This window comes from Nostoc sp. (assembly GCF_036917535.1).
Lineage (GTDB): Bacteria > Cyanobacteriota > Cyanobacteriia > Cyanobacteriales > Nostocaceae > Nostoc.
Genome location: NZ_JBALDA010000090.1, coordinates 122735 through 145109 on the forward strand (window position 1 = coordinate 122735; position 22375 = coordinate 145109).

Sequence of the window (22375 nt, forward strand, 5' to 3'; positions counted from 1 at the left end):
TTAACTTTGTTGATTTCCTTGGTTTTGATCGTTAGAGCGAATACTACCGAAGCGTGTCATTCCTTCCACTTCACGCAAAGACTGCGGAGCATTTCGATAAACAACTGTAAAGTTTCGTTCTTGATGTTGTTCATCTCCCAAAACAACAGGCAGCGTTGGATCTTTATCAATGGCATACTCTTCATATACAAGATTACTCTGCTGGTCTGCTACTATTTGCCAACGATCAAATCCTCCTCGTACCTCTCGATCAACTTGATCTTCTGGTGGACGACGAATTTCGAGTTGAATTTGCGATCGCCTATTAATAACCTGATTAATTATCTGTAACTCATTAGCAGAGCTACGAACGTTTTGCATATAAGGAGCATTCTTTTTTGCTGCCCATTGTGCTGAAATTGGTACACCTTGAATTTCGCTAGATTGTCGCAGTAATGTAACGGCTACTGGCCCCATACCTCGCTCTCTTGCTCTAGCTGCAAATGGCGTAACTGTAATTGGCTCAACATAGCGATAAATTGCTCTATGATAACCAGTGAAAAATTCATAATGATCTAAGTCTCGTGGACGACTAGCCCTGAAGAAAGTAATCACTAGCCCTCCCTGTCTGCGACCCACTCGGCCTGTAGCCTGAATGTAGGCTGAAGTTGTTTTGGGTTGACCATTGACGATCATTAACCCCAAGCGATCAATATCAACCCCTGTACCAAACATTGATGTACTTAAAACAACGTCTTTAGCTTCAGGTAATTCTTGTTCTAAGCTAGTTAACAATCCAGGTAGTTCAGTAGAATCCATCCGACTCGAAAGTTCAATTTCTTCACCTAGCTCTCTTTCATTAAATGCCCCAAGTTTAGCAACATATCTTAATCTTTCAGGAATATCTTGACGATAAAGAGTTCTCGCACCAGCTAACTCTCGAATCGCATTGAAATAACCTACTAGTGTCCAGAATGGATCGCAATCGCGATCGCTGTAGCCGCCTTGCTTGAGTTGCCAAATGTTTTGGAGCATTGATGAATAAAGCCGGACAATAGGAGTTTGAGCGCCTTTACCGGGAGCGCAAATAGCAACATATAGACGGCCTCCGGGATGCTGACCGTTTGCGTTTGTATCTATTGGGTGAACATTTGCTGGTGTTCTAGCAAAGAAAGTATCTGCTGCTGTTAAGCTAAGAGGCGGGAACTGAAAAACATGACGGTCAAATAAACATTGCACTTGCGATTGTGACTGGCGAACTGTTGCGGTAGAAGCAATATATTTAGGGCTAATAGTTTGACCCTGATACATTCGCTCAGATAATGTATCGACTGCCGTTTCATAAAGCCCAACCATACTACCAAGAGGTCCTTCGATTAAATGAAGTTCATCTTGCAAAATTAAATCAGGTGGTAAAAGTATATTCACACCTTTTTTTTGTTTCTGAGGAGATTTTGGCTCAACTCCTGCATTTTCACGATAGTACCCTTCTCTACTACAATAGCGATTTACGTTGCCAAAAATAGCCCCTGCTCTAGGCTCAAAGGCTAGGCGAGCAAATTTATCAACTGTAGCAACTAGAAGGCAAGGTATTCGGGAGTATATTTGGTCATCAACTGTAAATGCCGAAATAGGTATTCTTAAGGAAAAGATTCCTTGCTTAAATGCTTCAGTTACATTTTCCCAAGTAAAATTATTTGGTTGATCGAGTAACGAACCTATAGATTGATTATTAAACTTTATCGGAACTTTTTCATTCCATTTATTTCCTGTATTTAGTTCACAGTCTGGATTAGGACAGTAAATTTCAAAATCTTCAATATTTTCTGCTCCCTTACTTCCTATATAAGCTTTTTTAAAATATCCTGGTCTGCTGATTCTAAAGGAAAGTAGTCTGGCATAAATTAAGTAAGGGATTACCTGATTTCTCCACCAATCATCTAATTTTTCCGATAAAATTCTCGTACCTTCTTTTAGAGTAAAAGTAATTGATAGCGTTTTGTAGCCTTGAGCAAGGCTCTTATCAGATTTATCAAAAACTAGAGTTGATTCCATTTCCTCTAATGGAATAACTTGGCTAGAAAGAAATGTTGGGTTCATATCGCCTTTCATCACCAAATGAATAGTATGTCCTCCTTTCTTAGTTACCAATCCATCTTTAGGAAGTGCCAAAATTGCTCCGCAACAAGGACAATTAATAATCTGAGCAGGTTCTCCCTCGACTCCTCTTTGACCTTGCAAAGCTGAAATAGCACCACGCAAAGAAGTATTTGGAGGCACAAACTTATCTTTCAGCGCATTAGGTGTAACATTTCCTCCAACCCACAAACCAACAGAGAAGCGAGAACTTCCCCAAACATTACTATCACTTAATTTGCAGTCTTTCGGTCGCCAGCCAACAGGACGACCAGTTCCTAAATTTTCCACTCGCAAGACTTCACAAGCAACTATTAAGCCCAAGGCACGACGAAACTGTTGAATAGTTAATAGTCTGAGTGTGTATCGAGAAATTACACTAACACCATGACCTGTGCGATCGCCGTTAGTATCTTTCTCAGACCGAAACCTTCTCAATCCCATTGTGAAAGCGGCTAGGCCCAAATATGCTTCTGTTTTGCCACCACCTGTAGCAAAAGCTAGTAAATCACAAGTTCGACGATCTGCATGTAAAGGGTTTGCGATCGCCGGAATATTCATCAAGACAAACGCTAGCTGGAAAGGTCGCCATTTAAACTCTTGTCCTCGTCTTCTCCAAGATGCCTGTAAATCAATTGCTTTATTCGCAAAGCAGAAAGCAAGCCTAACTTCTTTATCCTGAACAATTAAATCAATGGCTTCCTGCATTCGTTGCTGTGCTTGATGACAGATTGCTATATGTCGATTAGCTGCTCGATGATATTTAAGCTCCAATTCATTAACTTTTTGTTTATTGATCCAGCCTTCATAGCCATCTACAAGCGGTTGTAATGTTTCTTGCATTGCAGTTGTATTCCAAATTTGTGCAAGTTTAGCAGTACTAAGTTCAGGAGTCTGTCCCATTTCTTGTAAATCCCAATCAATTTCAGGAGATTGAATTGGGTAACAAGGTACATATTCTGTTCTACAGTTTGGCAAGATAAACTTTTGTCGTTGCTGTTGTCCTAATTTAGCTTCAACAATATCTCCATCAATCCACTGCAATGGATTTTCTCCTTGACAAGAGCGCTCAGGATCTATTTCCTTCCAAACAGCAGAGCATAAATGACCCCGCGCATATGCTTGATACTCTCGATATATAAGTGCTAATGACTCATCTTCCTCCTCAAGACTTCCTGGTTTTGGCTTTTGAGAAGAAGGCTCGAAACTATCAAAAGGTAAAAGTTCTGTATTTTCCCCACAAACAACCCGAATTTGAGGTTGAAAGATTATATCTCTGGTTGCAACTCGTTTTTTTCCAGCTTCATTCTGTTCACCACTGGGAGCAGTTTCATTGATAATATATATCGATACTTTATGGGAATTTTCAGCAGGACGATACACGCACCGCACGCTGATTTTAATTCTCTCTATTTCAGCTATGACTAAGTTTTTAGTGTTCTCAGTAATGGCAATTGTTTCAGATGTAATATAGCAACTGGGAACTCGCTTGAAGACTTGCTTGCCTTGTGGATCTCTTTGGTCAATATACCGCGCCCAAGTTGCACAAATAGCTATACATGGCTCAATTGCATTTGTGGCTCGGACGATAAAGGAAATTCCCACAGAACGTGGCTGGGACTTTGGATCAAGAACTGGAGCAGCTGCGGCAACTGGCACTTCTTCATCAGAATCATCGTCACTATATTCGTCTATTCCAGTACCCAAGGTTTCTGCTTCACCCTCAATCTCCTTCTCATCATTGGCATCTTTGGGAATCAGCACACCTGTAATGAACTCGTTTCGTGGATCTTCTTCTTGTGGCAGAACCTCATAACAAGACTGTTTGGGACCAAGAACTTCCTGTTTGAGACTTAGTAGCAGCTCTGTTCTTACTGACACTATGCACCTGATTTCGAGAATTTTTAGGTTGTTTTTATATCTTTTATTGTCCCCAAATTGCAGTATCAAATAACACTAAATTAGAAAAATTTACGATTATTTTACTCAATAGACATCTCCAGAAATTAATTCTGCGTTGCCTGAAACCCCTGTATAGACGTAGCATTACTACGTTTATACATTCATTTTCGGAGATGTCTAATCCACTTTTGAGTTACCACAGCGATAGATGGAATGGCAAAAGCCTAATTAGGCTTAAGTATAATGGCTTTCACGCCACATCCTCAGCTTTTTAACAAGTGTCTAGTAAGTGTATACTAGTATTCCAAGTCAAATATCAATCCTGGAATACTTTATTCAAAAATTTTTTCAACGGAGAAGGGGAGATTCGAACTCCCGGAGGTTTTAGCCTCATCCGATTTCAAGTCGGACGCAATCGACCACTCTGCCACCTCTCCAGTAAATCTGTCAAACTTGTGTTTACCCTAATTTAAGACGCTATTCAGGCGCTTTTGTTGGTTAGCACTAAAGCTGACAGATCATACTATACCTTATCATCTACGCAGATTGCACTACTGAATGCGAATGTCTACGACACAATACGCGATCGCTCATACAAAATCTCCTCTGATGCCACCTGAAAGTCATTCCCCACCCAAACTAGGGAAACTTGCGAAACCACACCCCCCTCTAGGGTGACAATGGAAAAGTTACGCAACTTCTCGCTGTCATTTTCCACAATCCTGGGGACACTAGCCGCATTTAAGTAAATTGTCCCTTCTGGACTTCTAAAGATAGATTTCCGCAGCACCTTAGTATGTCTTAGAGTATGGTGCATGTGACCAAACGTCACTAGGGGAATGGTTTTACCAGCAGTCAAGGCTTGAGAAATCGCCTCGCCCAAATCTGGATCGCCAAAGTCACCGCCAATTGGATGCCAGTCTTTGCCGCAGGGGTCTTCGGGGCGATCGCCTAATCCACTAGGGCCGTTGTGACCTAAAAATATAATTGTTTCATAAGCAGCGCTTTTAACTGCTTTGAAGATGCGATCGGCAGATTCTTCCAAACTCGTCACACCGTAACGTTCTTTACAGATTTCCGCGAATTTCCACTCCGGGCCACCCCAGGTAAAGGGACGACCCCCCACTACAGTTAAATTCCAAGCGGGAAAATCCAACTTACCGTAACCGACATGGGACGGGCCTAATAAATCGAGTTGTTCTTGTACCCAGTCTTCCTTAGAGCGGTCATAAGGAGCTTTTTTGCGTCCCCACTCTGTAGCGGTGTACCAAGCATCGTGGTTGCCCATTACGGCTGCTTTGGGAATATCGAGAGAGGCGATCGCTCTGACCACTTCCACTGACTCGTTGCCAAAATCCCCGACAAACAGCACTAAGTCAACACCCAAATGCTTGAGTGCAACGCCATCTTCCACTTCCCATTGGTCGTGAATATCTCCAACTACAGCAATTTTGAGGTTTATCGATTGAGTTTTCTGACTGGTCATGCCACTTTCCTTGCCGTCTATCTCCAGGATATGAAACTCAGCCCGATTTGGACACAACCCGAAAATATCAACCGTCCACTATTTTTGGTAAAAACTACTATAATTGAATCCACAGGACATAAATTTGCAACATAAAGCACCCCTAAACTGTGTTTACCACTGCATTAGCTCAACGAGAAAACACCCAACTGGGTGAACTACCACTAGATTTGTTTGCGGCGATTGAGAGTCTCAAAAAAGAACTCAACGCAGTTATCCTGGCACATTATTATCAAGAGCCAGATATTCAGGATATTGCCGACTTTATTGGGGATTCATTACAACTGGCAAGAGCCGCCGAAAAAACCAATGCAGATACGATCATCTTTGCTGGTGTTCACTTCATGGCAGAAACAGCAAAGATACTTAATCCCGATAAATTAGTACTTTTACCAGATTTGGATGCTGGTTGTTCTTTAGCAGACAGTTGTCCACCAGACGAATTTGCAGCTTTTAAAGCAGCGCATCCAGATCATCTAGTGGTATCTTACATCAACTGCTCTGCTGATATCAAGGCGATGAGCGATATTATTTGCACCAGTTCCAACGCTGTGAAAATTGTGCAGCAGATACCAAAGGAACAGCCGATTATTTTTGCTCCAGATCGGAATTTGGGGCGGTATGTGATGGAACAGACTGGACGAGATTTGGTACTGTGGCAAGGTAGCTGTGTTGTCCATGAAACCTTTTCGGAAAAGAAAATTGTCCAGTTAAAAATTGCCTATCCCGAAGCAGAGGCGATCGCGCATCCAGAATGTGAAAGTAGTGTATTGCGCCACGCCAGCTTTATTGGCTCCACAGCCGCTTTACTCAAGTATTGTCAAAACAGCCCTACCAAGGAATTTATCGTTGCTACGGAGCCAGGAATCATTCATCAAATGCAAAAATTAGCTCCTGACAAGCATTTTATTCCTGCACCGCCGATGAATAATTGCGCTTGTAACGAATGTCCGTTTATGCGGTTAAACACCCTAGAAAAACTCTACTGGGCAATGAAAAATCGTACTCCCGAAATTACCATGTCAGAGGATATTCGCCTTGCTGCACTGCGACCAATGCAACGAATGCTGGAGATGAGCGTGTAACCAGTATTTTTTATACAGATGGTAGAGACGCGGTTTTGTTGCGATCTCTACCTACAAGTTATTTTTTCTAACTTCTTGCAATTTATAAAACATGATGCTAATATTTTAAATTGTGAGACAAATCGGGTCGGTGTCCGAGTGGTTAATGGAGACGGACTGTAAATCCGTTGGCTAGCGCCTACGCTGGTTCAAATCCAGCCCGGCCCACCACTTATGAAGCTATAAGTTACAATGACTGGGTAAGCATCAAAACTCCTAGCATTTTAACCTCTAGCTGAAAAATTAGAATCAAACTTCGCCCGTGTGGCTCAGTGGTAGAGCACACCCTTGGTAAGGGTGAGGTCACGAGTTCAATCCTCGTCACGGGCTTTCGCCTGAGAGATTTAGAAGTCCTAAACTGACTTAAACTGCCTTAAACCTGCCTTAAGCTTAGGACAGTTTAAGCCGCTTGGCAATCAACGATTAAGGGTAGACTGAGTTTTACCAAAGTCTACCCAGAAGCCATCAGATACCTAGTAGGGCGATCGCCAAGGACTAAGGGCGGTTAGATGGAATAAATGTACCTAACGCCTATTGTTTTAACGTTCTTCCTTTTAGGAGTTAACTGACTCCAGTACCGACTTCCGATTTGGCGATGAAAATCATCGATCTTATTAAGGGTATAGTCCGATTCCCAGCCAAACTTTTTCATTTCCTCTAGGATTCTATCGAAAACTTTTTCGACTACATGGACGTAAACACAAGTCTCATTGTTAGCTACTTGTCTTTCTAGAGAGCCTAATTGAGTTTCTAGTGCAATCTGTGTCATAATAAAGATTCCTTTGGTTTTGTCGTTATTACTGAGGGATTCCTAGCGCTTCCTGATGACCGTCAGGAGAGCGCTTGTTATTTTTCGGTATTTTTGGCGTTAGGCACGAGTACCTTCATAACCATGTATTGGTTCAGAGATATTAACTGTCCGATTTGCTGACAGTAATCGAAATGCTCTTTTTTGAGTGTTTCGTAATCTTCATCTGAGAACCTAACCGAAATCGATTTAGCCATAACCCCTCGCTTTTCATATATCTAATATATCCGATGAATACACTGGATGCATCAGTGAATCTAAGAATATTTTCGTATATTTAGTTACTAAGAACTAACTAAATACCATACATGGCGGCAATCAGAAATCGATGTTAAAAACACTAGAATCCTTATCAGGTAAAGTTTACACGACGGTTTTAGCTGACAAAAAATCCCTGAAAGTGATCTAAGTAGCATTTTAGTAGTCATAGGAAAATCCCCCAGGATTCCTGAGAGATTAAGTGGATATTCAATGGTTATATTTTTACTAGATAGGCATATCCGGTAAATCTGGTCTATTAATCATGTGCCCGTAAGTCTTCATTACCATTGTTGTATCTGTATGCCCCAGTAGGTAGGCTAGCCCGGTTAAGGATATATGCTGCTCTATGGCATGAGACGCCATCGTATGTCTAGTAGTATACGGTTGCCTATAGGATATCCCCTGAGCTTCTAATACTGAAGCCCAATAACGCTCACGAAAGTTATCAGCGTCTATTGTACCACCTCTAGGCCCAGTAAAAACTAAGGTATTTAAGGTGTCCCCAGGCTTCTTAAGGCATAACAAAAGTACCCTAAGTCCCTCAGACATATTAAGATATCTTATATTTCCTGTTTTTGTCCCTTTACGTATCCGGGTGTAGCCGTTACCTAAAAGGTCTTTTGATAAGCTATCCTTAATCACGATTTCATTTCTAATGAAGTCTATGTGTTTCCACTGAAGCCCTATAGCCTCGGATATCCTAACCCCTGTAGCTAACAGAAATCTCACAAATGGGCCATAATGCGGATAAAGGCTATCAAAACCGTCTAAGATTTTCCTAATCTCTTCATTATTAAAGGGTCGGATTTCCTTGGCGTTCTTCTTAGGTGGCTTAATGCCGTAGTAGGGATTAGTCGCCAAATAGCCGTTAGCTACTCCCCAGTTACAGCAGAGTCTAATCATCCCCAAACGATCACGGTGTGTTCTAGGGGCTAAGTCCCATTTTTTAATCCATTTAGTATCAAGCACTTTAGGGTTGACCTTGGCTATCATCTGGCGCACGTAGCGATAATGGTTAGCCAATGTACGATCTGGAAGAACTAAAGAGTCTACCCAAAGATCCCATAGCTCTAATAAGTATGCTTCCTGAACTTTCAGGGTTAGTCGGTAGCTGTTTAAGGTTTTATCAAAATGACCGGCCAGGATATCCTTTCCTATTCGGGCGGCGATCGCCTGGGCTGTTTTATAATCTTGGTTGTTCTCGTAATCACCCCCAGGAATAGGGTTGAAACTATAGCGTTTCCCTGCGACTGTGAACCTTAGCTGAATACTACCATTATTGTTTATGGGCTTAATGTCCCTCATAATCTGGAGTCCTAAGAGCGTCTTAGGAAGCTATTAGCACATTCTGTAACCCCTGTCTATCCTAGATAACTACGTTGTTCTGCTGCGATCACACCAAAAAGACCCCAGATTTTATCTAAGGTCTTTGAGTAGTTAGTATTGCCAGGGGTGCTTAGGTTGGCTGGATGATATCTAACAAGCGCTCGTAGGTGGTGGCGTCTAGTCTGGGTCAACGGCTTGCCATAAAATAGTTCTGGCATTACCATCTGACTCTACATAATCGACTTCGTAAGTATTACCGTCTATTAAGGTTACTTCAAATACCTCTGCGTCCCTGTAATCATCATCGTCTAAGGGCCGTACCTCAGTAATCTGTTCTAGAGACTCTATTTCTACTTTGGAGCCGTCAGTTAGTATAAAAGTTATGTCTAGCGTTTTCATAAAGTTAACCTTAGCTTTTCTGGCTCTTACTATATTGTACCCTGAACTGATTAGCCTTGTCCACCTTGTCTAATCCATCCCTGAACAGCCTTTGGGCTTCCTGATGGGTCAGTTCCCCCTTGGCTACTCTACGGTTTAGTTCACCCAGAAGTACATAGGATTCCCTACGGTATATTTCCACCCACGAGCCAGGTCTGAATGTATCAGAATGCCACCGTCTACCTGAATCACCAAACTCAGGTAGCCTGTAACTCCTCAACTTAAACTCCGTAGCATCTACATCAATACCCGTAGGGTGATTAGCTAGATACATTTTCCGGTTACTGATGTCGTGTAATGCTCCTGGTAGCACTACAAAGGCCCTGTGTTCTTTATCTGCGGGAGTTAACACCCAATCCTCAACCGTTCTACCGGATTTAGTCTTCTTGGTTTCTCGGCTGAGAATAGCCTGTGTCCGCGCCTTAGCCTCATCTAGGGTTATTTTACCTGACTCGTAATCTTTAACGATGGTATCCAAAGGTACTTTAGCCCACTGATGAATATGGTGTTGCTGCATTTTGCCATAGCCTTTAGTCACCAGGGACTTGTCTACCTTACCGTGATATGTGGGTAGCCAGTCCGGCACAGTACTATCGTTAGTCTCTACTTTGGTCATGTACTTAGCTAATCCATCAGCTAGCTGTACAGGTGTCATAGCAGCGAGTCTGGGGGTTAATGACGGCATCCCATATATGCGATCGCCCATGTACTCGTGCATATTGGTATTTCGGTTGAGAACCGCCTGTTTACCATCTACCTCTACTGAGTACTCATAACCCTTAACTTTTCTGGTCTTAAACCCGCCTTGGGCTTTGGCTAGCTCTGGCTTACCGTCCCAGATGGTTAACCTGTTATCCTTAACACTCAAGTGGTCAGGATTAGCCGCTAAATACTTCCCAGTACTACTGTTAGTCTGCGATCGCTGGAGTCCCTTAGCTTCCTTCCGTGCCCTTAAGACCTCCTGTAGTCGCCTACGCTGGTCATGATTTAAACCTTGTATAAACTCCAGACGTGCTTGATATATCCGTGCAGCATCTTGAGTACTACGGAGCACCCTAGACTGTTTGATGACCTCAGTCTGCGTTAGGGATTTTTTAGACTCTTTTGGAGGTGATTCTAGGGCTACAGTAGCTTCTGACTGTGCCCTCTTAGCCTTTAAGACTTCTAAAAACCTTTTTCTCTGCTCAGGATTAAGACCTCGGTAGAACTCTAGCCTTTTCCTTTGCTGATCATTGAGGCTCTGGTGAACCTTTAGGCGTTCTTGGTGAATCTCAGCAGCCTTTTTAGATGATTTGAGTACCCTTGACTGCCTCCGAACATCCCCACGGGTAACTTTAGGTGCATCAGGAGTTTCTGTAAATCTACCGTGTGATCCTCTGGGGTGCTTATCGGGATTGAAGTTAGTTGTTTTGCCTGACTTTAGAATCTTCTTAGCCATCTAGGGAAACATTGAGTTTCCTAGATTTAGTCAACTCAGAGTTGACTATTTAGTTAATAGAGCAAGGGGGTTACTTATGGCTAAACTAAAACAAGCGAGTATCAGGTTTGACCTACAGACTTATAAGTGGTTAGAGTCTGAGGCTGAGAAGACAAGTACGCCGATTAGTGCCCTGGTTAGAGAGGGTGTAGTTCTTCTGAGGGCTGAGAAAGCGCTAATGGCTCAAATGAGGTCACAGATAGAAGCCCAAGGGGTTACTTACCCGTCGATGAAGCGACCGAAGTTATCAGAGAAGTGATTGTTACTTACCCGAACTTACAGATATAGGCACATTAACCCCTAGATAGCAAACAAGGGATGTAGCGCCAACTACAACCCTTACCAAGATATTTTTAAGTAAAACAAAATGAACTATAGTTTGATTCTAACACAGAATACCCGCCATGACGACTACGTAAATGCTACGGAACTTTGTGAGAAGTTTAGTAAAACCTATTCATCTTTCTGGAAGTCACCTGACATTAGGGCTTTTGCAAAGGCTTTAGATCATAAGTTAAAAAGTTCCGAATCTGCCGAACTGGCTCAGAATATACATCCTAGCTTTGAGTCTCCTGGGCGCGGTCGAAAAGGTAGCACCTGGGTTTACCCCCTACTTGCTATCAAGTTAGCTGAGTGGCTATCCCCAGACTTTGATGTATACGTTAAGGAAACTTTTAAACGATACTTAGAGAATGATGTCACTCTAGCTGATGAGATTATCCAGCGAGAGGATGACCCAGAAAAACTAAAGTGGATTGCAGTTAGGACTAACAGTAAGATAACTCGTCGGGCTTTCACTGATGCTCTACAAGCTAGGGGAGTAACTAAGTTTGGCTATGGAGCTAATACAAACGCTATTTACCAATCTATCTTCGGTAAATCTGCTAAGGAACTTCAGATAGTATTAGATAACTCAAACCCCAGAGACGGAATGAACATGCTGGAGTTAACCGCAGTATCCTTTGCTGAACAGCTAGCCATTCAAAAGATGACCTTAGCATCTGCTAAAGGAAATAATGAGACTAAACGCTATTCTCAAGAGGCTGGTTTACAGGTAGCTGGCTTGCTAAAATAACACACACACTTTAGGTATACCTCTATGCACAACAATGCTTTAGAGGTATTTATATTAGGCTAATGAGTTCTGCTTAAACTTCCCGTATTCAGCATTGATTGCATTCATGACAGCGCTGGCAATATCTTGAGGGTTTTGCATCTGAGCGCCGTTGACATTTACGGTCGGCGCAAAGGCTTGCCTGTTGACATCCGAGGTCTTAGGAATACTCAAAGGCGTCCCAACATTCCAAGATGCATTAGGGTCGTTCAAGCCTGGTATGCTCTTATTTAACCATTCGGAAGCCTGGGGGATTCTCAGGACATCTCCCATAGAACCAAACAAATCATTCTGTTTACCTACTTGGGGTAGGTTTTGGTTATATTCTGCCTTGGGGTCATTTTGAGACTGGTTAGACTCGTATATTTTCCTAGAGATCTCGCCGCTTGTTATGGTCTTCGGAATATCAGAAATAATCTGAGCGATCGCCGTACCTAGAGACATTATTGAACCCGATATTAACGAGGTAAAAGTAGATGCTAACGATACCCAGTCAAAAGTAAATACCTTGGTTAGACCCCATTCAAAGGTCGTTGCTAAACCTTTCCCGATTAGAATCCAATCTATTTTATCTACTGATTTAGCTAAGTTTTTCATCATGGCATTACCAAAATCGAACGAGCTGTCAAAAACTTTAAATATTGATTTAGGGTCTTCGCCATTTAAGACCCCGTTGACCGTTCCAGCAAAATCGGAGAACCAGTCAAAAGTACGGATAACTCCTTCCATAGGATCAAAGTTTAACCCGTAGCGATTATTTAATGAACCAAGGGATTCCAGTAAACTCTTAAAAGACATCATGGAACCCTGAACCGCATCCATAGCTGACCGATCTTGCATACCTGGAAGCTTTTTTAAAAACCCAAACATACCTCGGCGTTCGTCAAAAAGACCTGCTTTAGCTTCGGCGATCATGGAGTCTACCGTACCTGAAAAAGAGTCTACTGTGTCATTAGTTACCGCTCCTTTAGCCCCATTAAGTAGTATTTTCTCTCTGGTTTCATTAGTGAGCTTCATCCAATCCTCAGTACCTTTACCCATTGCCTTCAGTTGGTCAGTAATGTTTTTCTGAAGTAAAGGAAACTTCTGGAAAATATCAATCTGGAATACTTCACGTAATCCCATAGTCCCGGCCAATGCCCTGTTAATAGCCGAGCCAGATTGGTTGGCATCTAAACCCCTTATTGAGGACAGGATACCAAATCTCTTGGTTAGCTCCATCGATTCTTCTTTGAACTTACTTATATCCCCCTTAGCATTTCCTGCGACTGTAGCGGATATCTGATTAAAAATGGCGTTGTAGTCCTTGTTTTCTCCAGGTAACTGCTCTGCCATTTTGGATATTTCATCGGCAGTTTCCGCGACCAATCCTTTAGCTTTGGTAAAGTTTACCCCTAACTGACTTGCCAAATCCCCCGCTAGTGCTAAGTCGTTTATTTGGGTTCTAGCAGCAGTCTGGATACTACCGATCGCTGCCTGGATACCACTACCTACCATTTGGATACCCTGGACGATCGCAGAAGCCCCTAGCTGACCAAACAGTGCAGCCCCAAAGAATCCTTGGGAGCCACCTAGCTGACTTAGATTAGCTCCTACGTCTCTAAAGGAATCTATCTGTGACCTAAGTCGGGTTAGGTCGGTTTGACCGAGGTTACGGATGTCGTTCAAGCCTAATCTGATATTGGCTTTAGCCCCTAATGATTCTATGGTATTTTTTATCTGACCTAGCTGAGGGGACAGGAGGTCACGGGCGGTTAAAGTTACTTGAATACGATTGTCGGTCATAAGATGTTAAATATTCGTAGTGTTTTAAAAATAACCAGATGCATTAGGCTGACTCTTGAGACTCGATGGCGGTCTTGAGTAGTTGTCTAACCAGATAGCTGGTAGAGACACCAAGGGAGCTAGCAAAGTTATGGGCTGCCTCTAGTTCCTCATGGCTAATAGGGATCATCAGGCGCTTGTCCTTCTGTAGCCTTGGTTGGTCATTGATGATACTGATAATGTTAGTTGCGGGTCTGCATTTACCCTTGGTGTAACCGCCAGCCTCTCTGGCCATTTGTATTAGATTAGACATCTCAGTTATAGAAGTAAGTTCTATAAGTAATCAGTCAGATGTCTGTAGTCGCTTCAATGAACCCCGGAAGCCATTTCTACACTATCGAGGCTGACAAATAACCTAGATTCTCAGTTCACTTCTAGGGTACCAAAACAGCTAGAATCCTTACAGGGTAGCGTTTATTCCAATAAGTTAGCCAGCATGACTAATAATCTGGGGAAACCCACTAGGATTATTAACGCCAAAGCAGCAGCTAGGATTATTAGGTATTATGCTTATGAGTCCGTGTCAGCTTACTAATGACGGAAGATTTCAAATCCGTGATATTTACTGCTTTGGAATATCAGGGTTAATCTTGTTATCCCTAGCGTCAAAGCTTTACCAGCAAAGGCTTGTAGGGATTTTGAGGCTATCTTTTCCCTATCTGAATCCCTATTTACCCGCATTGGGTGCTGCGTGGTCTAAGTCTTACCCTGTAAGCATCCTGGGGATTTTTAAGGTCTATTTAGTTGCTATTTAGCCTTATTGGAAGTCTAAATACTTCTAGTTGCCTCTAGTTCGGTAGGGTAGCCTGTTCTGGCTAAGTGTTCTAGTCATTTCTTAGCCCCCCATGTTCGCTACTAAGCTAACTAGGAGCCAATATTGCCGCCAGTTGACTAGCTGTGGTCTATAGGGCCGATTCAGGTAGGAAAAAACTAGCCTCAAAATCGCTGAAAGCCTTTGTGGGTAAGGATATCCAGGTTGGAAAACAGGGATAATCCCATATTATAACTGGAAGTTTCCGGGTGTCACCACCTAAACCCTTATCAGGTAAGTATTTGACCTACTTGGTGTCACCATGACACCCTTGGCGATCGCAAAGCCATAAGGGGAATATGCACCTTCAGAGGATTATTGGTTATGTGATAAGGCTTTCTTATATTCCCTATGTGGACACAAGTGGGTTAACCTGGCTAATATTAAGTATGGTTTAGTCAAATAAAATACTTAATAAATGCTAGTAAGAGGGAGCTAATCACGTGTCTGTCTACCTGAACATATTGCCGTCTATTGAAGGAGATGAAACCCCTAATGAGGTAATAGCGCTTGATTCCCTCACCCGTAGAGACATTTTAGACTGGCTTGATACTGCTATGAAAGAACCACAGACATACTCTCTAGCTGTTGCGGATGCTCTAAAAAAGGTTAAAAGTCCTGAAGAACGAGCTAAAACTTTGACGCTATCAGAATACTTAGAAAGAAACAATATCGTAGTATCTGACGGGGATTTTCACTTACTAGCCACACGTGTGTCTAAAGAATATGTGAGAGCATACGGAGAAAAGCCCGAAATAGTACATAGGGAATCACCTGTGACAGGTAAAAGAAACAATAAAGCCTATGCCTACGCTCCGGGTGAGGTTCACATAATCAACGAAGTACTCAAAACAATACCTCACGTAGTAAATCTGAGAAAATAAATCTTAGGGGTATCTGGCTTGACCTTTGAGTACACCTATTCCTTAGTGACGGTGCTAAGGAACTCTAGGGATTTATTGTGTTTCCTTTAGCTCCATGCGATCGCCACGGCTAATGATTGTGTAAGGTGATACTGATTTGTAAACTAAACCCCTCTGCGGTAATCTAAGGACTACCAGAGGGGGCTAGGTGGTTATTGGCTAGGATTAACCATCATCAAGGCTGTTGAGGTATTCAGGGTCATCTGTTAACTCAAATGTGACTATGGGGGCTAATGAGTAGTTGAATAAGTATTTATACTCACCGGGGGTTATTGTGTAGAGGTAGGTTTGTTCTAGGTTGCTAGTATCTTTTAAACTTTTCTTAAAAGAAGACTGAGATACTAGCAAGTTACTGCTAACCCTCTTTTTCTCCACTTCATAGCCCATCAACCCCAGGATGCCATTAGCGACTACAGTAGGCTTGGTCATATCAACTTTTATGCCGAGTCTTCTGATTGCTACCGTGCCCAAAGAGATCATAGCTGCCTCAAAGTCCGCCAAATCAGACTTACTAAACTGTCCTTTCTCGATCACTGGGACTAAAGCAGCAACCAGACTATCCATTGTTTTCTTGTCTTGCTGGATGAACTTGGCATCATAGTTACTCAGTTTTCCATAGTCCTGATAATCTAGCGACCATGCGAGTTTTTTGTCCATTGTTGCAAGCCTATGAACCCTTAGAGCATTCTTGCCGACCTTACCATACCAAAGGATATCCTCAACGGTTAGGTCTTCTTTATTCATCCCCTTGGCAATAAAGAATCGATCCAAAGCTGCCTTATCTGTCTTAGTAAGTGAGGTGGTGCTAAAAGCGGTCAGTCTGCTAGCTTCCTCATCATCCAGCAAGGGGGCATCTGCTATCAACTGCGCTTCATTTTGCCTAATCTCTTCTTTAGCTACTACTAAATCAGCCTTAGTAATGGTTTTCTCTAATGCGTCCTTAGCCTCTTCAGTGACAATATGTCCCGCATCAGCTACCATCTGCCAGAACTTTGTACCTCGGTAGATTTTACCTTCCAGTTGTTTTTCTAAGTAGACGGCTTGAAACTTAGTAGCAGCTTCCATGTCAGGGTGATTCGGAACCTCGACCCTAATATCATCATCCCCCTCACAGCAGTTAATACGGGGTAAAAGTATCCATTCAGTGCTTAATGTATTATCCCCTAAACTGATAATCTTATCCTCAACAGCGCGGGTATAATCACTAGTCGGTAGCTTGTCATTGATGTAGGCATAAACGTTACCTAGAGGGTATCTAACCCGTCCAGTTGCTTGTAGACAATCCGCAGCGCCTAAATCCTGGGGGTTATTAAAGATGCCAACTACGTCATGGAAGTATTTGGAGTTTATATCAGTCCCAGTGCCTAATGTCGGACTGGTGATAACTACTTGGTACTTTTGCACTAAAGAGTTAATATCGCTCTGGTCGTATTGGGACTTATTAGCGGCAGTGAAGAGTGCTATGTTAACTTGAGGATATCTGGCATTCAGACGGCCATGCAAAGCCTCAGCATCACTAGCAGAGTCTAGAGGCACATAAACTGTTTTACCTTCATCAATAGAAGCGCAAATGCGACTGTATGCGGCATTAGCATCGGGTAGTTTTACAAAGCGTTTCTGATATGGTTTATGCTCATTTATGAATACTTGGCAACTATCTGACTTTGTTAAGTACTTCAGTACCTCAGCTTCGGTATTGGTCACTGTGGCACTAGTGGCGATGATGCTGGTAGCCAACTGAGACAGGATTTTCAGCACATCAAAGGTTTCAGTTCTGACTTTGGCAATAGTGGTTTCAGTTGCAGTCAGAAAATAGCTAAATGCCTGGTCTACTTCATCTAGAATCAGGATTCTGGGTTTTTTCGTCCTCACCTTCCATTTTCCCCCTCTGTATAGGAAGCGATCAAGTGAATCGTATGTGGTGATATAGCGCTTAACTTCTGAGGCATGAGTATAGCCTGCCATTGCTTCCTTGTTGTCATAGGCAATAAAACCAAACTCAGCTAAATCATGTTCCCACTGACGTACTAGTTGTACTCGGTGGCATACGACTTGAATCTGAGTATCTGGAGTAACAGCTAAGATGTCTCTGATAGTGTCTACTAACGCTCTGGTCTTACCTGTACCGATCGCTGATTTGATAATGGTCAATAGCTCCTTCTGATAGTCGATACCCATCTCTGAGACGTACCGTGAGTTTTTAATGATGCCAGTAGGTAAATCAGCAAGTTTCTGAAAGTTCTTGTGAGCATCAATAGCGTCCTGGACGTAATAAGATAACCCTCTGGTAATATGATGTCCCTTAGCTTCTGACTCATTCCAGGGGGTTCCATCTGCTTTTACCTCAGCGCCGTATTGCCCCTTTGCTGCTTCAAATATCAACTCAACTAACTTTGAGGGAGTCATAGTACCAGTGGTCAACAATGCGCCCATTGTCTGACCTAACTTGAACATTGTATTAGATGCAGTCCCCTCAGACCTTGATGAAGCCTTAAGGGCCTTAGTCATCTGCGCCCTTTTGTTGGCAACTTGGCGATCGCTTAATGGAACGGGTGCGATCAGGCTTCTATACTCAGCAACTAGCGTCTCTAGGGACTCAATAGAACCATCGACATTTACTGTGGTTCCCTTTGAAACTTTGGCTTTTTTAACGGAGTCAGGCGATGGGGTAGGAAAGTCAGCTAAGGTATAGCGGCGATCGCCGTGTAACTCTAGTAGCTCAACCATAAAAGGTGAGCTAGGGTCTTTCATGTGGTAGAAGCCAGGCAGTCTTAGAACTCTCGGTAAATCCTTAATCACTGGATCGCCCCCTGTCATTTCAGCCAACATGGACTGATAAGGGGTAAATAGCTTGATGTCTTGACCTGGGTTTAAGAACCAGTAAATATGCTTACCATTCTTAGACTGTACTATCGCGCTTGCTGGCGGTAACTTGTCCAGGTTCTGTGGCTCTACTCCATCCAAATCTATAAATAGAGCATTAATGCCGATAATATTACTTGCTGTTCTACCCACACCATCAGTCTGGTTAACTGTATAGTAAACACCCGCGCCCTTACTGTTCAGTGCGGCTATGCGATTCATGGTTGATCTGTCTGCTGAACCATGCCAGTTACCGACTAGGGACTTATTACCACTTTTGGAATCATCAAAAGTCTGAAAACAGATGTCATTATCTTCATGTATGGCCTCTAAAAGTCTGATTACATCTTGATACTGGCTTTCACTTGACTTAGTAGTAGAAGCAGTATTATTATGGTTAATAACTGAGGTAGAACTAATCGCTACGGTTTCGGTAGTCATTGTTTTTTGTCCTTGGTGTGTATTTTTTGAACTAAATATTGAACTTTAGGACGACTAGCTGCTAACTGGTTGTCCTATTTGGTTTTTGTGGGTTGCACTGGGAACCCTAGCGCGGCTAAACGGATGTACTCAGACTGGGAATATCCAGCGATCGCCGCCAGATGTTTAATCCTTGCCACTTCCTGCTCATTAGCGCGAAAGTTAACCTTTAGTGTTCTAGTCATCTCTGTATTCCCCATTGACCTTACTACTAATAAAACAGTCAACCTTTTCCGTTAACGGTATAGTCGGGGTTCTAGGCTCTGGTAACTCAGAAGTAACTCTATGAAACCTTAAGAAAATCTAAAGATATTGAAATATCCTTATGATTCCAGGGGGTGGATAAGGGTGCAACGAAGTACGCCTATGATTCCTTTACAGTCATAGGCGCGGACAGTTGGATTTATAAAGGTAGTCGGGTTAACTTAAAAAGTTCCCCACGGATATCCTGCGTGTTCAGCTAAGATTTTTACCTTTTTTTGTAGCTGATAAACCTGATCCTGAAGCTCTTTGATATCGTTCTGGGTTTGTTCTTGATCTTCCAGAGACATTCCTGATTTTTCTCTCAGTATGCTCAGTATTAACTGATGCTTGCTAACGCCCTTGTCCTGTAGCTGTGCCTTAAGCTGAGAATCTAGGTCATCAGGTAATCTCAGGGTCATATTAGCCATTACAGTATCTGTCTTATTTCTTAGCTGGTAATGTACTAATGATACCACGTATGGTATCCTGTTGTCATCTATAACTGGCACATTTTAGTCATAAACTGGCACGTTAGGGTTAACCCTTTTACAATCATTCTGGTATTTTAGGCTGACTTTAAAATACCTGGGTCAGCCTCAGAAACTTCGGGGGTAACTAGTAACGAATATGGTAGTCTTAAGTAACAGTGTTATCATAGAGACTGCAAGTACTTAAACTATTTATGATAACCAAGATTATCTCTGGGCTGCTAGGGGTGTCCATAGTGCTGTCCAGTTCCTCTGTTCTAGCCGAACCTGTCTACATGGGGCGGACTAATGACGGGCGATCGCTATTTTATAATGCTGATTACAATCCAACAATGACAGAAGATTTTCTATTGGTCTTCGAGTACATCTTGAAAGGTGAACGAGGTGCTGTTAAACGCGTTGCTGTTACTCCCTGGTGTACTGGGGGCGACGTTAGGTTACACCCAATAGCTAAGTTGAAAACTCAGACTCCTGGTTGGTATACCAAAACTGCTGATGGGGCTTTTCTATATGTCGAGGCAAACAGCCCAGGATCTAAGAAAATGCTTAAGTTTGCCTGTGAAGTTGTGGAGTTTAAGCACGCCGAGGCGACTGCTGATGATGATTAAGGGATTAGCTGCGATCACATTAGTTAGTTGTAAATGAAAATAGTTGCCCTGTAAGCTTTCTAGCCATTTCGGAGCTTCGTAAGCTGTATCTGTAAGGAGCCTACATTCGGGATAAAACAAGTTTTACCTTAGAACTCTGGTAGCACAGTATTTCTACTGACGCCTATTTTAGCCAATAGGTATATCCGGTAACTTGGGGCGGTTGACCAGATGAGCGTAAGTTTGCATAACCATTCGGGTATCTTTATGCCCCAGTAAATATGCCACTCCGGTTACTGGAGTGCCTTGGTTTATGGCATGGCTAGCAGTTGTGTGCCGAGTAGTATAAGGTCTTCGGTAATCCACGCCGACTTTAGTTAATATTTTAACCCAGTATCTCTCTCGGAAGTTCCCGTCGTCTATGGGCTTTCCTTTGACTGTAGTAAACACTAGGGAATCCTGGTCGGTTTTGGAGGGTCTGAGTGACCACAATAGCAGCCGTAGTTCCTCAGACATTTCTAGCTGTCTGCTGCTACCTGTTTTAGTCTCTTTTCTAACCCTTTGATATCCGTTACCTGCCCAGTCCCTAGATAGACTTTCTTGGATGGTTACAAACCCTTGGTCAAAGTCTATATGACGCCAACGCAATCCAATGGCTTCAGATGTCCTAACACCTGTAGCCAGTAAAAACTTAACAAAGGGCGCGTAGTGCATGGCGAACTCTTCAAAGCCCTGGATAATCACTTTAATCTCTCTGGAAGTAAAGGGTTTGATTGGACTAGCGTAAGCTTTACGGTTTTTTAGTTCGTCATAAGGGTTACTAGTTACCAGTTTTATTGGTACTGCCCATCGATAGCACCTTTTCAAATAACCCAGGCGTTGATTAAAAGTTGAGGCTCCTAAGTTGGACTGGGTTAACCATGTGGTATCCATCAAATCAGGGTTAGCCTTAATAATCTGCTGCCTAATAGCTTTGTAATGGTGTTCCTGGGTAGCTACAGGAAGGTCAAGACTGGCTACCCAGTAATCCCATAAGCTTAATAGGGATTTAGGACTTTGATGTTGGGTATCAGCGTTAGCTAACCTCGGCTTAGGGGCTAATCGGTAGCGGTCTAATGTGGGGTCGAAGTTCTTAGCTAGAATATCATTCTGTATTGTAGTGGCGATCGCCTGGGCTGTATTTAAATCTCTCTTGTTGTCAAATCTACCACCAGGGACAGGATTAAACCCATAACGTTTACTATTAACACTAAATCTTAACTGAATACTTCCTTGGTTATTCCTGGATGGCTCTATTTTTCTCACTTACCTTAAACCTGACTTAAGTTTCACGTTTAAGGCTTGTTAAGTCTTATCTAGGCTACATTATCAGCCGTTAGGCTACACCCTTGGTAAGGGTGAGGTCACGAGTTCAATCCTCGTCACGGGCTTTTAGTATTTACAAAGCAGTCAACGACGTAAAATTAATGACCATAAGTTTTTGGCTAAGGGTGTTTGTAGCACAAAATCAGATTCGTGAAGTGTTGTTTATGACTCAGGTTTAAGTAGTTCAACAAACTCCAAAACTTTTTGTTGCTTTTGGGGTGTCAGTTCTCGCCAGTGTTCAAGTAGTTGAACTTCATTACCCATAAATACTTCGCTATTGAATGATTTTTCTATTTTAGTGGCAGAAGCCTTATTTCCTGTTCCCTGCTAGAAAATTTTGCTTGGAGTACAATCGTCTACCATAAACACAAATTTAACTTAAATTTATATTTAATCAGCAAAAAGGCTTATTGCTTTTTCAAAACTTCATATTCAATAAGCAAAAAGGCATATTGCTTACTCAAAATGCTTGATTACTTTCTCAAACCCCAGTTTGCTTTCTCATTTCAGTAGATTCAGCAAGTAAAAAGAGATATTGCTTTCTCAAACCCCAGTTTGCTTTCTCAAACCCCAGTTTGCTTTCTCATTTCGGTAGATTTAGCAAGCAAAAAGAGATATTGCTTTCTCAAACCCGTAGCTAAAGGCGGGCTGTCCGGCCCACTCCACAAGATTAGATAATTTATTTGTTGGAAGTCCCAAAGA

17 protein-coding genes and 3 tRNA genes are annotated in these 22375 nt (G+C 42.5%); 7 read left to right on the plus strand and 13 right to left on the minus strand.

The genetic code is table 11. The features are described 5' to 3' along the window. The 3 genes from drmA to V7K56_RS28915 form a co-directional block, all read right to left on the minus strand. Positions 1–3996 (minus strand): DISARM system helicase DrmA, encoded by a 3996-nt coding sequence (drmA, locus tag V7K56_RS28905; protein WP_334916157.1) that lies wholly within the window; start codon positions 3994–3996, stop codon positions 1–3. 373 nt (positions 3997–4369) lie between these two features. After that, positions 4370–4454, minus strand: a tRNA-Ser gene (locus V7K56_RS28910). A 131-nt stretch (positions 4455–4585) separates the two neighbouring features. Further along, the gene (locus tag V7K56_RS28915; RefSeq protein ID WP_334916159.1) at positions 4586–5503 is read right to left on the minus strand and encodes a TIGR04168 family protein; all 918 of its coding nucleotides are present in this window, start codon (positions 5501–5503) and stop codon (positions 4586–4588) included. 149 nt (positions 5504–5652) lie between these two features. Here V7K56_RS28915 and nadA point away from each other — a divergent pair, with 149 nt between their 5' ends. From nadA to V7K56_RS28930, 3 genes are all read left to right on the plus strand, one after another. Further along, positions 5653–6627, plus strand: a complete 975-nt coding sequence (gene nadA / locus V7K56_RS28920; protein WP_334916161.1) for a quinolinate synthase NadA — start codon at positions 5653–5655, stop codon at positions 6625–6627. Between the two features lie 124 nt (positions 6628–6751). After that, positions 6752–6837 (plus strand) — tRNA-Tyr (locus V7K56_RS28925). Between the two features lie 87 nt (positions 6838–6924). Further along, positions 6925–6996: transfer RNA gene (locus tag V7K56_RS28930), tRNA-Thr, on the plus strand. A 175-nt stretch (positions 6997–7171) separates the two neighbouring features. Here V7K56_RS28930 and V7K56_RS28935 read toward each other — a convergent pair. From V7K56_RS28935 to V7K56_RS28950, 4 genes are all read right to left on the minus strand, one after another. Further along, complete coding sequence (locus V7K56_RS28935) at positions 7172–7435, minus strand: hypothetical protein (RefSeq protein ID WP_334916163.1); 264 nt, start codon at positions 7433–7435, stop codon at positions 7172–7174. A gap of 525 nt (positions 7436–7960) precedes the next feature. Continuing rightward, positions 7961–9040, minus strand: a complete 1080-nt coding sequence (locus tag V7K56_RS28940) for a site-specific integrase (protein WP_334916165.1) — start codon at positions 9038–9040, stop codon at positions 7961–7963. Positions 9041–9238: 198 nt separating this feature from the next. Then, on the minus strand, positions 9239–9460 hold the full coding sequence (locus V7K56_RS28945) for a hypothetical protein (protein ID WP_334916167.1): 222 nt from the start codon (positions 9458–9460) through the stop codon (positions 9239–9241). Between the two features lie 10 nt (positions 9461–9470). After that, positions 9471–10937 carry a hypothetical protein gene (locus V7K56_RS28950; protein ID WP_334916169.1) on the minus strand — a complete coding sequence of 489 codons (1467 nt, stop codon included), beginning with the start codon at positions 10935–10937 and terminating at the stop codon, positions 9471–9473. 76 nt (positions 10938–11013) lie between these two features. Here V7K56_RS28950 and V7K56_RS28955 point away from each other — a divergent pair, with 76 nt between their 5' ends. Both V7K56_RS28955 and V7K56_RS28960 read left to right on the plus strand, forming a co-directional pair. Continuing rightward, the gene (locus V7K56_RS28955) at positions 11014–11235 is read left to right on the plus strand and encodes a hypothetical protein (RefSeq protein ID WP_334916171.1); all 222 of its coding nucleotides are present in this window, start codon (positions 11014–11016) and stop codon (positions 11233–11235) included. A 108-nt stretch (positions 11236–11343) separates the two neighbouring features. Then, positions 11344–12051 carry a KilA-N domain-containing protein gene (locus V7K56_RS28960; protein ID WP_334916173.1) on the plus strand — a complete coding sequence of 236 codons (708 nt, stop codon included), beginning with the start codon at positions 11344–11346 and terminating at the stop codon, positions 12049–12051. Between the two features lie 54 nt (positions 12052–12105). Here the strand turns inward: V7K56_RS28960 and V7K56_RS28965 are convergent, their stop codons facing one another. Beyond that, positions 12106–13875: a hypothetical protein gene (locus tag V7K56_RS28965; protein ID WP_334916175.1), complete on the minus strand. Its 1770-nt coding sequence runs from the start codon at positions 13873–13875 to the stop codon at positions 12106–12108. Positions 13876–13918: 43 nt separating this feature from the next. After that, positions 13919–14167, minus strand: coding sequence for a hypothetical protein (locus V7K56_RS28970; RefSeq protein WP_334916177.1), 249 nt, complete (start codon positions 14165–14167; stop codon positions 13919–13921). A gap of 1001 nt (positions 14168–15168) precedes the next feature. Here V7K56_RS28970 and V7K56_RS28975 point away from each other — a divergent pair. Beyond that, the gene (locus tag V7K56_RS28975; RefSeq protein ID WP_334916179.1) at positions 15169–15609 is read left to right on the plus strand and encodes a hypothetical protein; all 441 of its coding nucleotides are present in this window, start codon (positions 15169–15171) and stop codon (positions 15607–15609) included. Between the two features lie 204 nt (positions 15610–15813). Here V7K56_RS28975 and V7K56_RS28980 read toward each other — a convergent pair whose 3' ends face one another. The 3 genes from V7K56_RS28980 to V7K56_RS28990 form a co-directional block, all read right to left on the minus strand. Beyond that, the gene (locus V7K56_RS28980; protein WP_334916181.1) at positions 15814–18951 is read right to left on the minus strand and encodes a DEAD/DEAH box helicase family protein; all 3138 of its coding nucleotides are present in this window, start codon (positions 18949–18951) and stop codon (positions 15814–15816) included. 74 nt (positions 18952–19025) lie between these two features. After that, positions 19026–19175 carry a plasmid mobilization protein gene (locus V7K56_RS28985; RefSeq protein ID WP_334916183.1) on the minus strand — a complete coding sequence of 50 codons (150 nt, stop codon included), beginning with the start codon at positions 19173–19175 and terminating at the stop codon, positions 19026–19028. A 240-nt stretch (positions 19176–19415) separates the two neighbouring features. Next, complete coding sequence (locus V7K56_RS28990) at positions 19416–19661, minus strand: CopG family transcriptional regulator (protein WP_334916185.1); 246 nt, start codon at positions 19659–19661, stop codon at positions 19416–19418. A gap of 254 nt (positions 19662–19915) precedes the next feature. On the opposite strand from V7K56_RS28990, the gene V7K56_RS28995 reads away from it, so the two are divergent. Next, complete coding sequence (locus V7K56_RS28995) at positions 19916–20329, plus strand: hypothetical protein (RefSeq protein WP_334916187.1); 414 nt, start codon at positions 19916–19918, stop codon at positions 20327–20329. Between the two features lie 168 nt (positions 20330–20497). Here the strand turns inward: V7K56_RS28995 and V7K56_RS29000 are convergent, their stop codons facing one another. Next, positions 20498–21613, minus strand: coding sequence for a tyrosine-type recombinase/integrase (locus V7K56_RS29000; RefSeq protein ID WP_334916189.1), 1116 nt, complete (start codon positions 21611–21613; stop codon positions 20498–20500). Positions 21614–22375 lie beyond the last annotated feature (762 nt).

Coding starts and splice junctions, on each gene's coding strand:
- V7K56_RS28915 (WP_334916159.1), bottom strand. CDS start 5,503: ATGACCAGTCAGAAAACTCAATCGATAAACCTCAAAATTGCTGTAGTT.
- V7K56_RS28935 (WP_334916163.1), bottom strand. CDS start 7,435: ATGACACAGATTGCACTAGAAACTCAATTAGGCTCTCTAGAAAGACAA.
- V7K56_RS28940 (WP_334916165.1), bottom strand. CDS start 9,040: ATGAGGGACATTAAGCCCATAAACAATAATGGTAGTATTCAGCTAAGG.
- V7K56_RS28945 (WP_334916167.1), bottom strand. CDS start 9,460: ATGAAAACGCTAGACATAACTTTTATACTAACTGACGGCTCCAAAGTA.
- V7K56_RS28950 (WP_334916169.1), bottom strand. CDS start 10,937: ATGGCTAAGAAGATTCTAAAGTCAGGCAAAACAACTAACTTCAATCCC.
- V7K56_RS28955 (WP_334916171.1), top strand. CDS start 11,014: ATGGCTAAACTAAAACAAGCGAGTATCAGGTTTGACCTACAGACTTAT.
- V7K56_RS28960 (WP_334916173.1), top strand. CDS start 11,344: ATGAACTATAGTTTGATTCTAACACAGAATACCCGCCATGACGACTAC.
- V7K56_RS28965 (WP_334916175.1), bottom strand. CDS start 13,875: ATGACCGACAATCGTATTCAAGTAACTTTAACCGCCCGTGACCTCCTG.
- V7K56_RS28970 (WP_334916177.1), bottom strand. CDS start 14,167: ATGTCTAATCTAATACAAATGGCCAGAGAGGCTGGCGGTTACACCAAG.
- V7K56_RS28980 (WP_334916181.1), bottom strand. CDS start 18,951: ATGACTACCGAAACCGTAGCGATTAGTTCTACCTCAGTTATTAACCAT.
- V7K56_RS28985 (WP_334916183.1), bottom strand. CDS start 19,175: ATGACTAGAACACTAAAGGTTAACTTTCGCGCTAATGAGCAGGAAGTG.
- V7K56_RS28990 (WP_334916185.1), bottom strand. CDS start 19,661: ATGGCTAATATGACCCTGAGATTACCTGATGACCTAGATTCTCAGCTT.
- V7K56_RS28995 (WP_334916187.1), top strand. CDS start 19,916: ATGATAACCAAGATTATCTCTGGGCTGCTAGGGGTGTCCATAGTGCTG.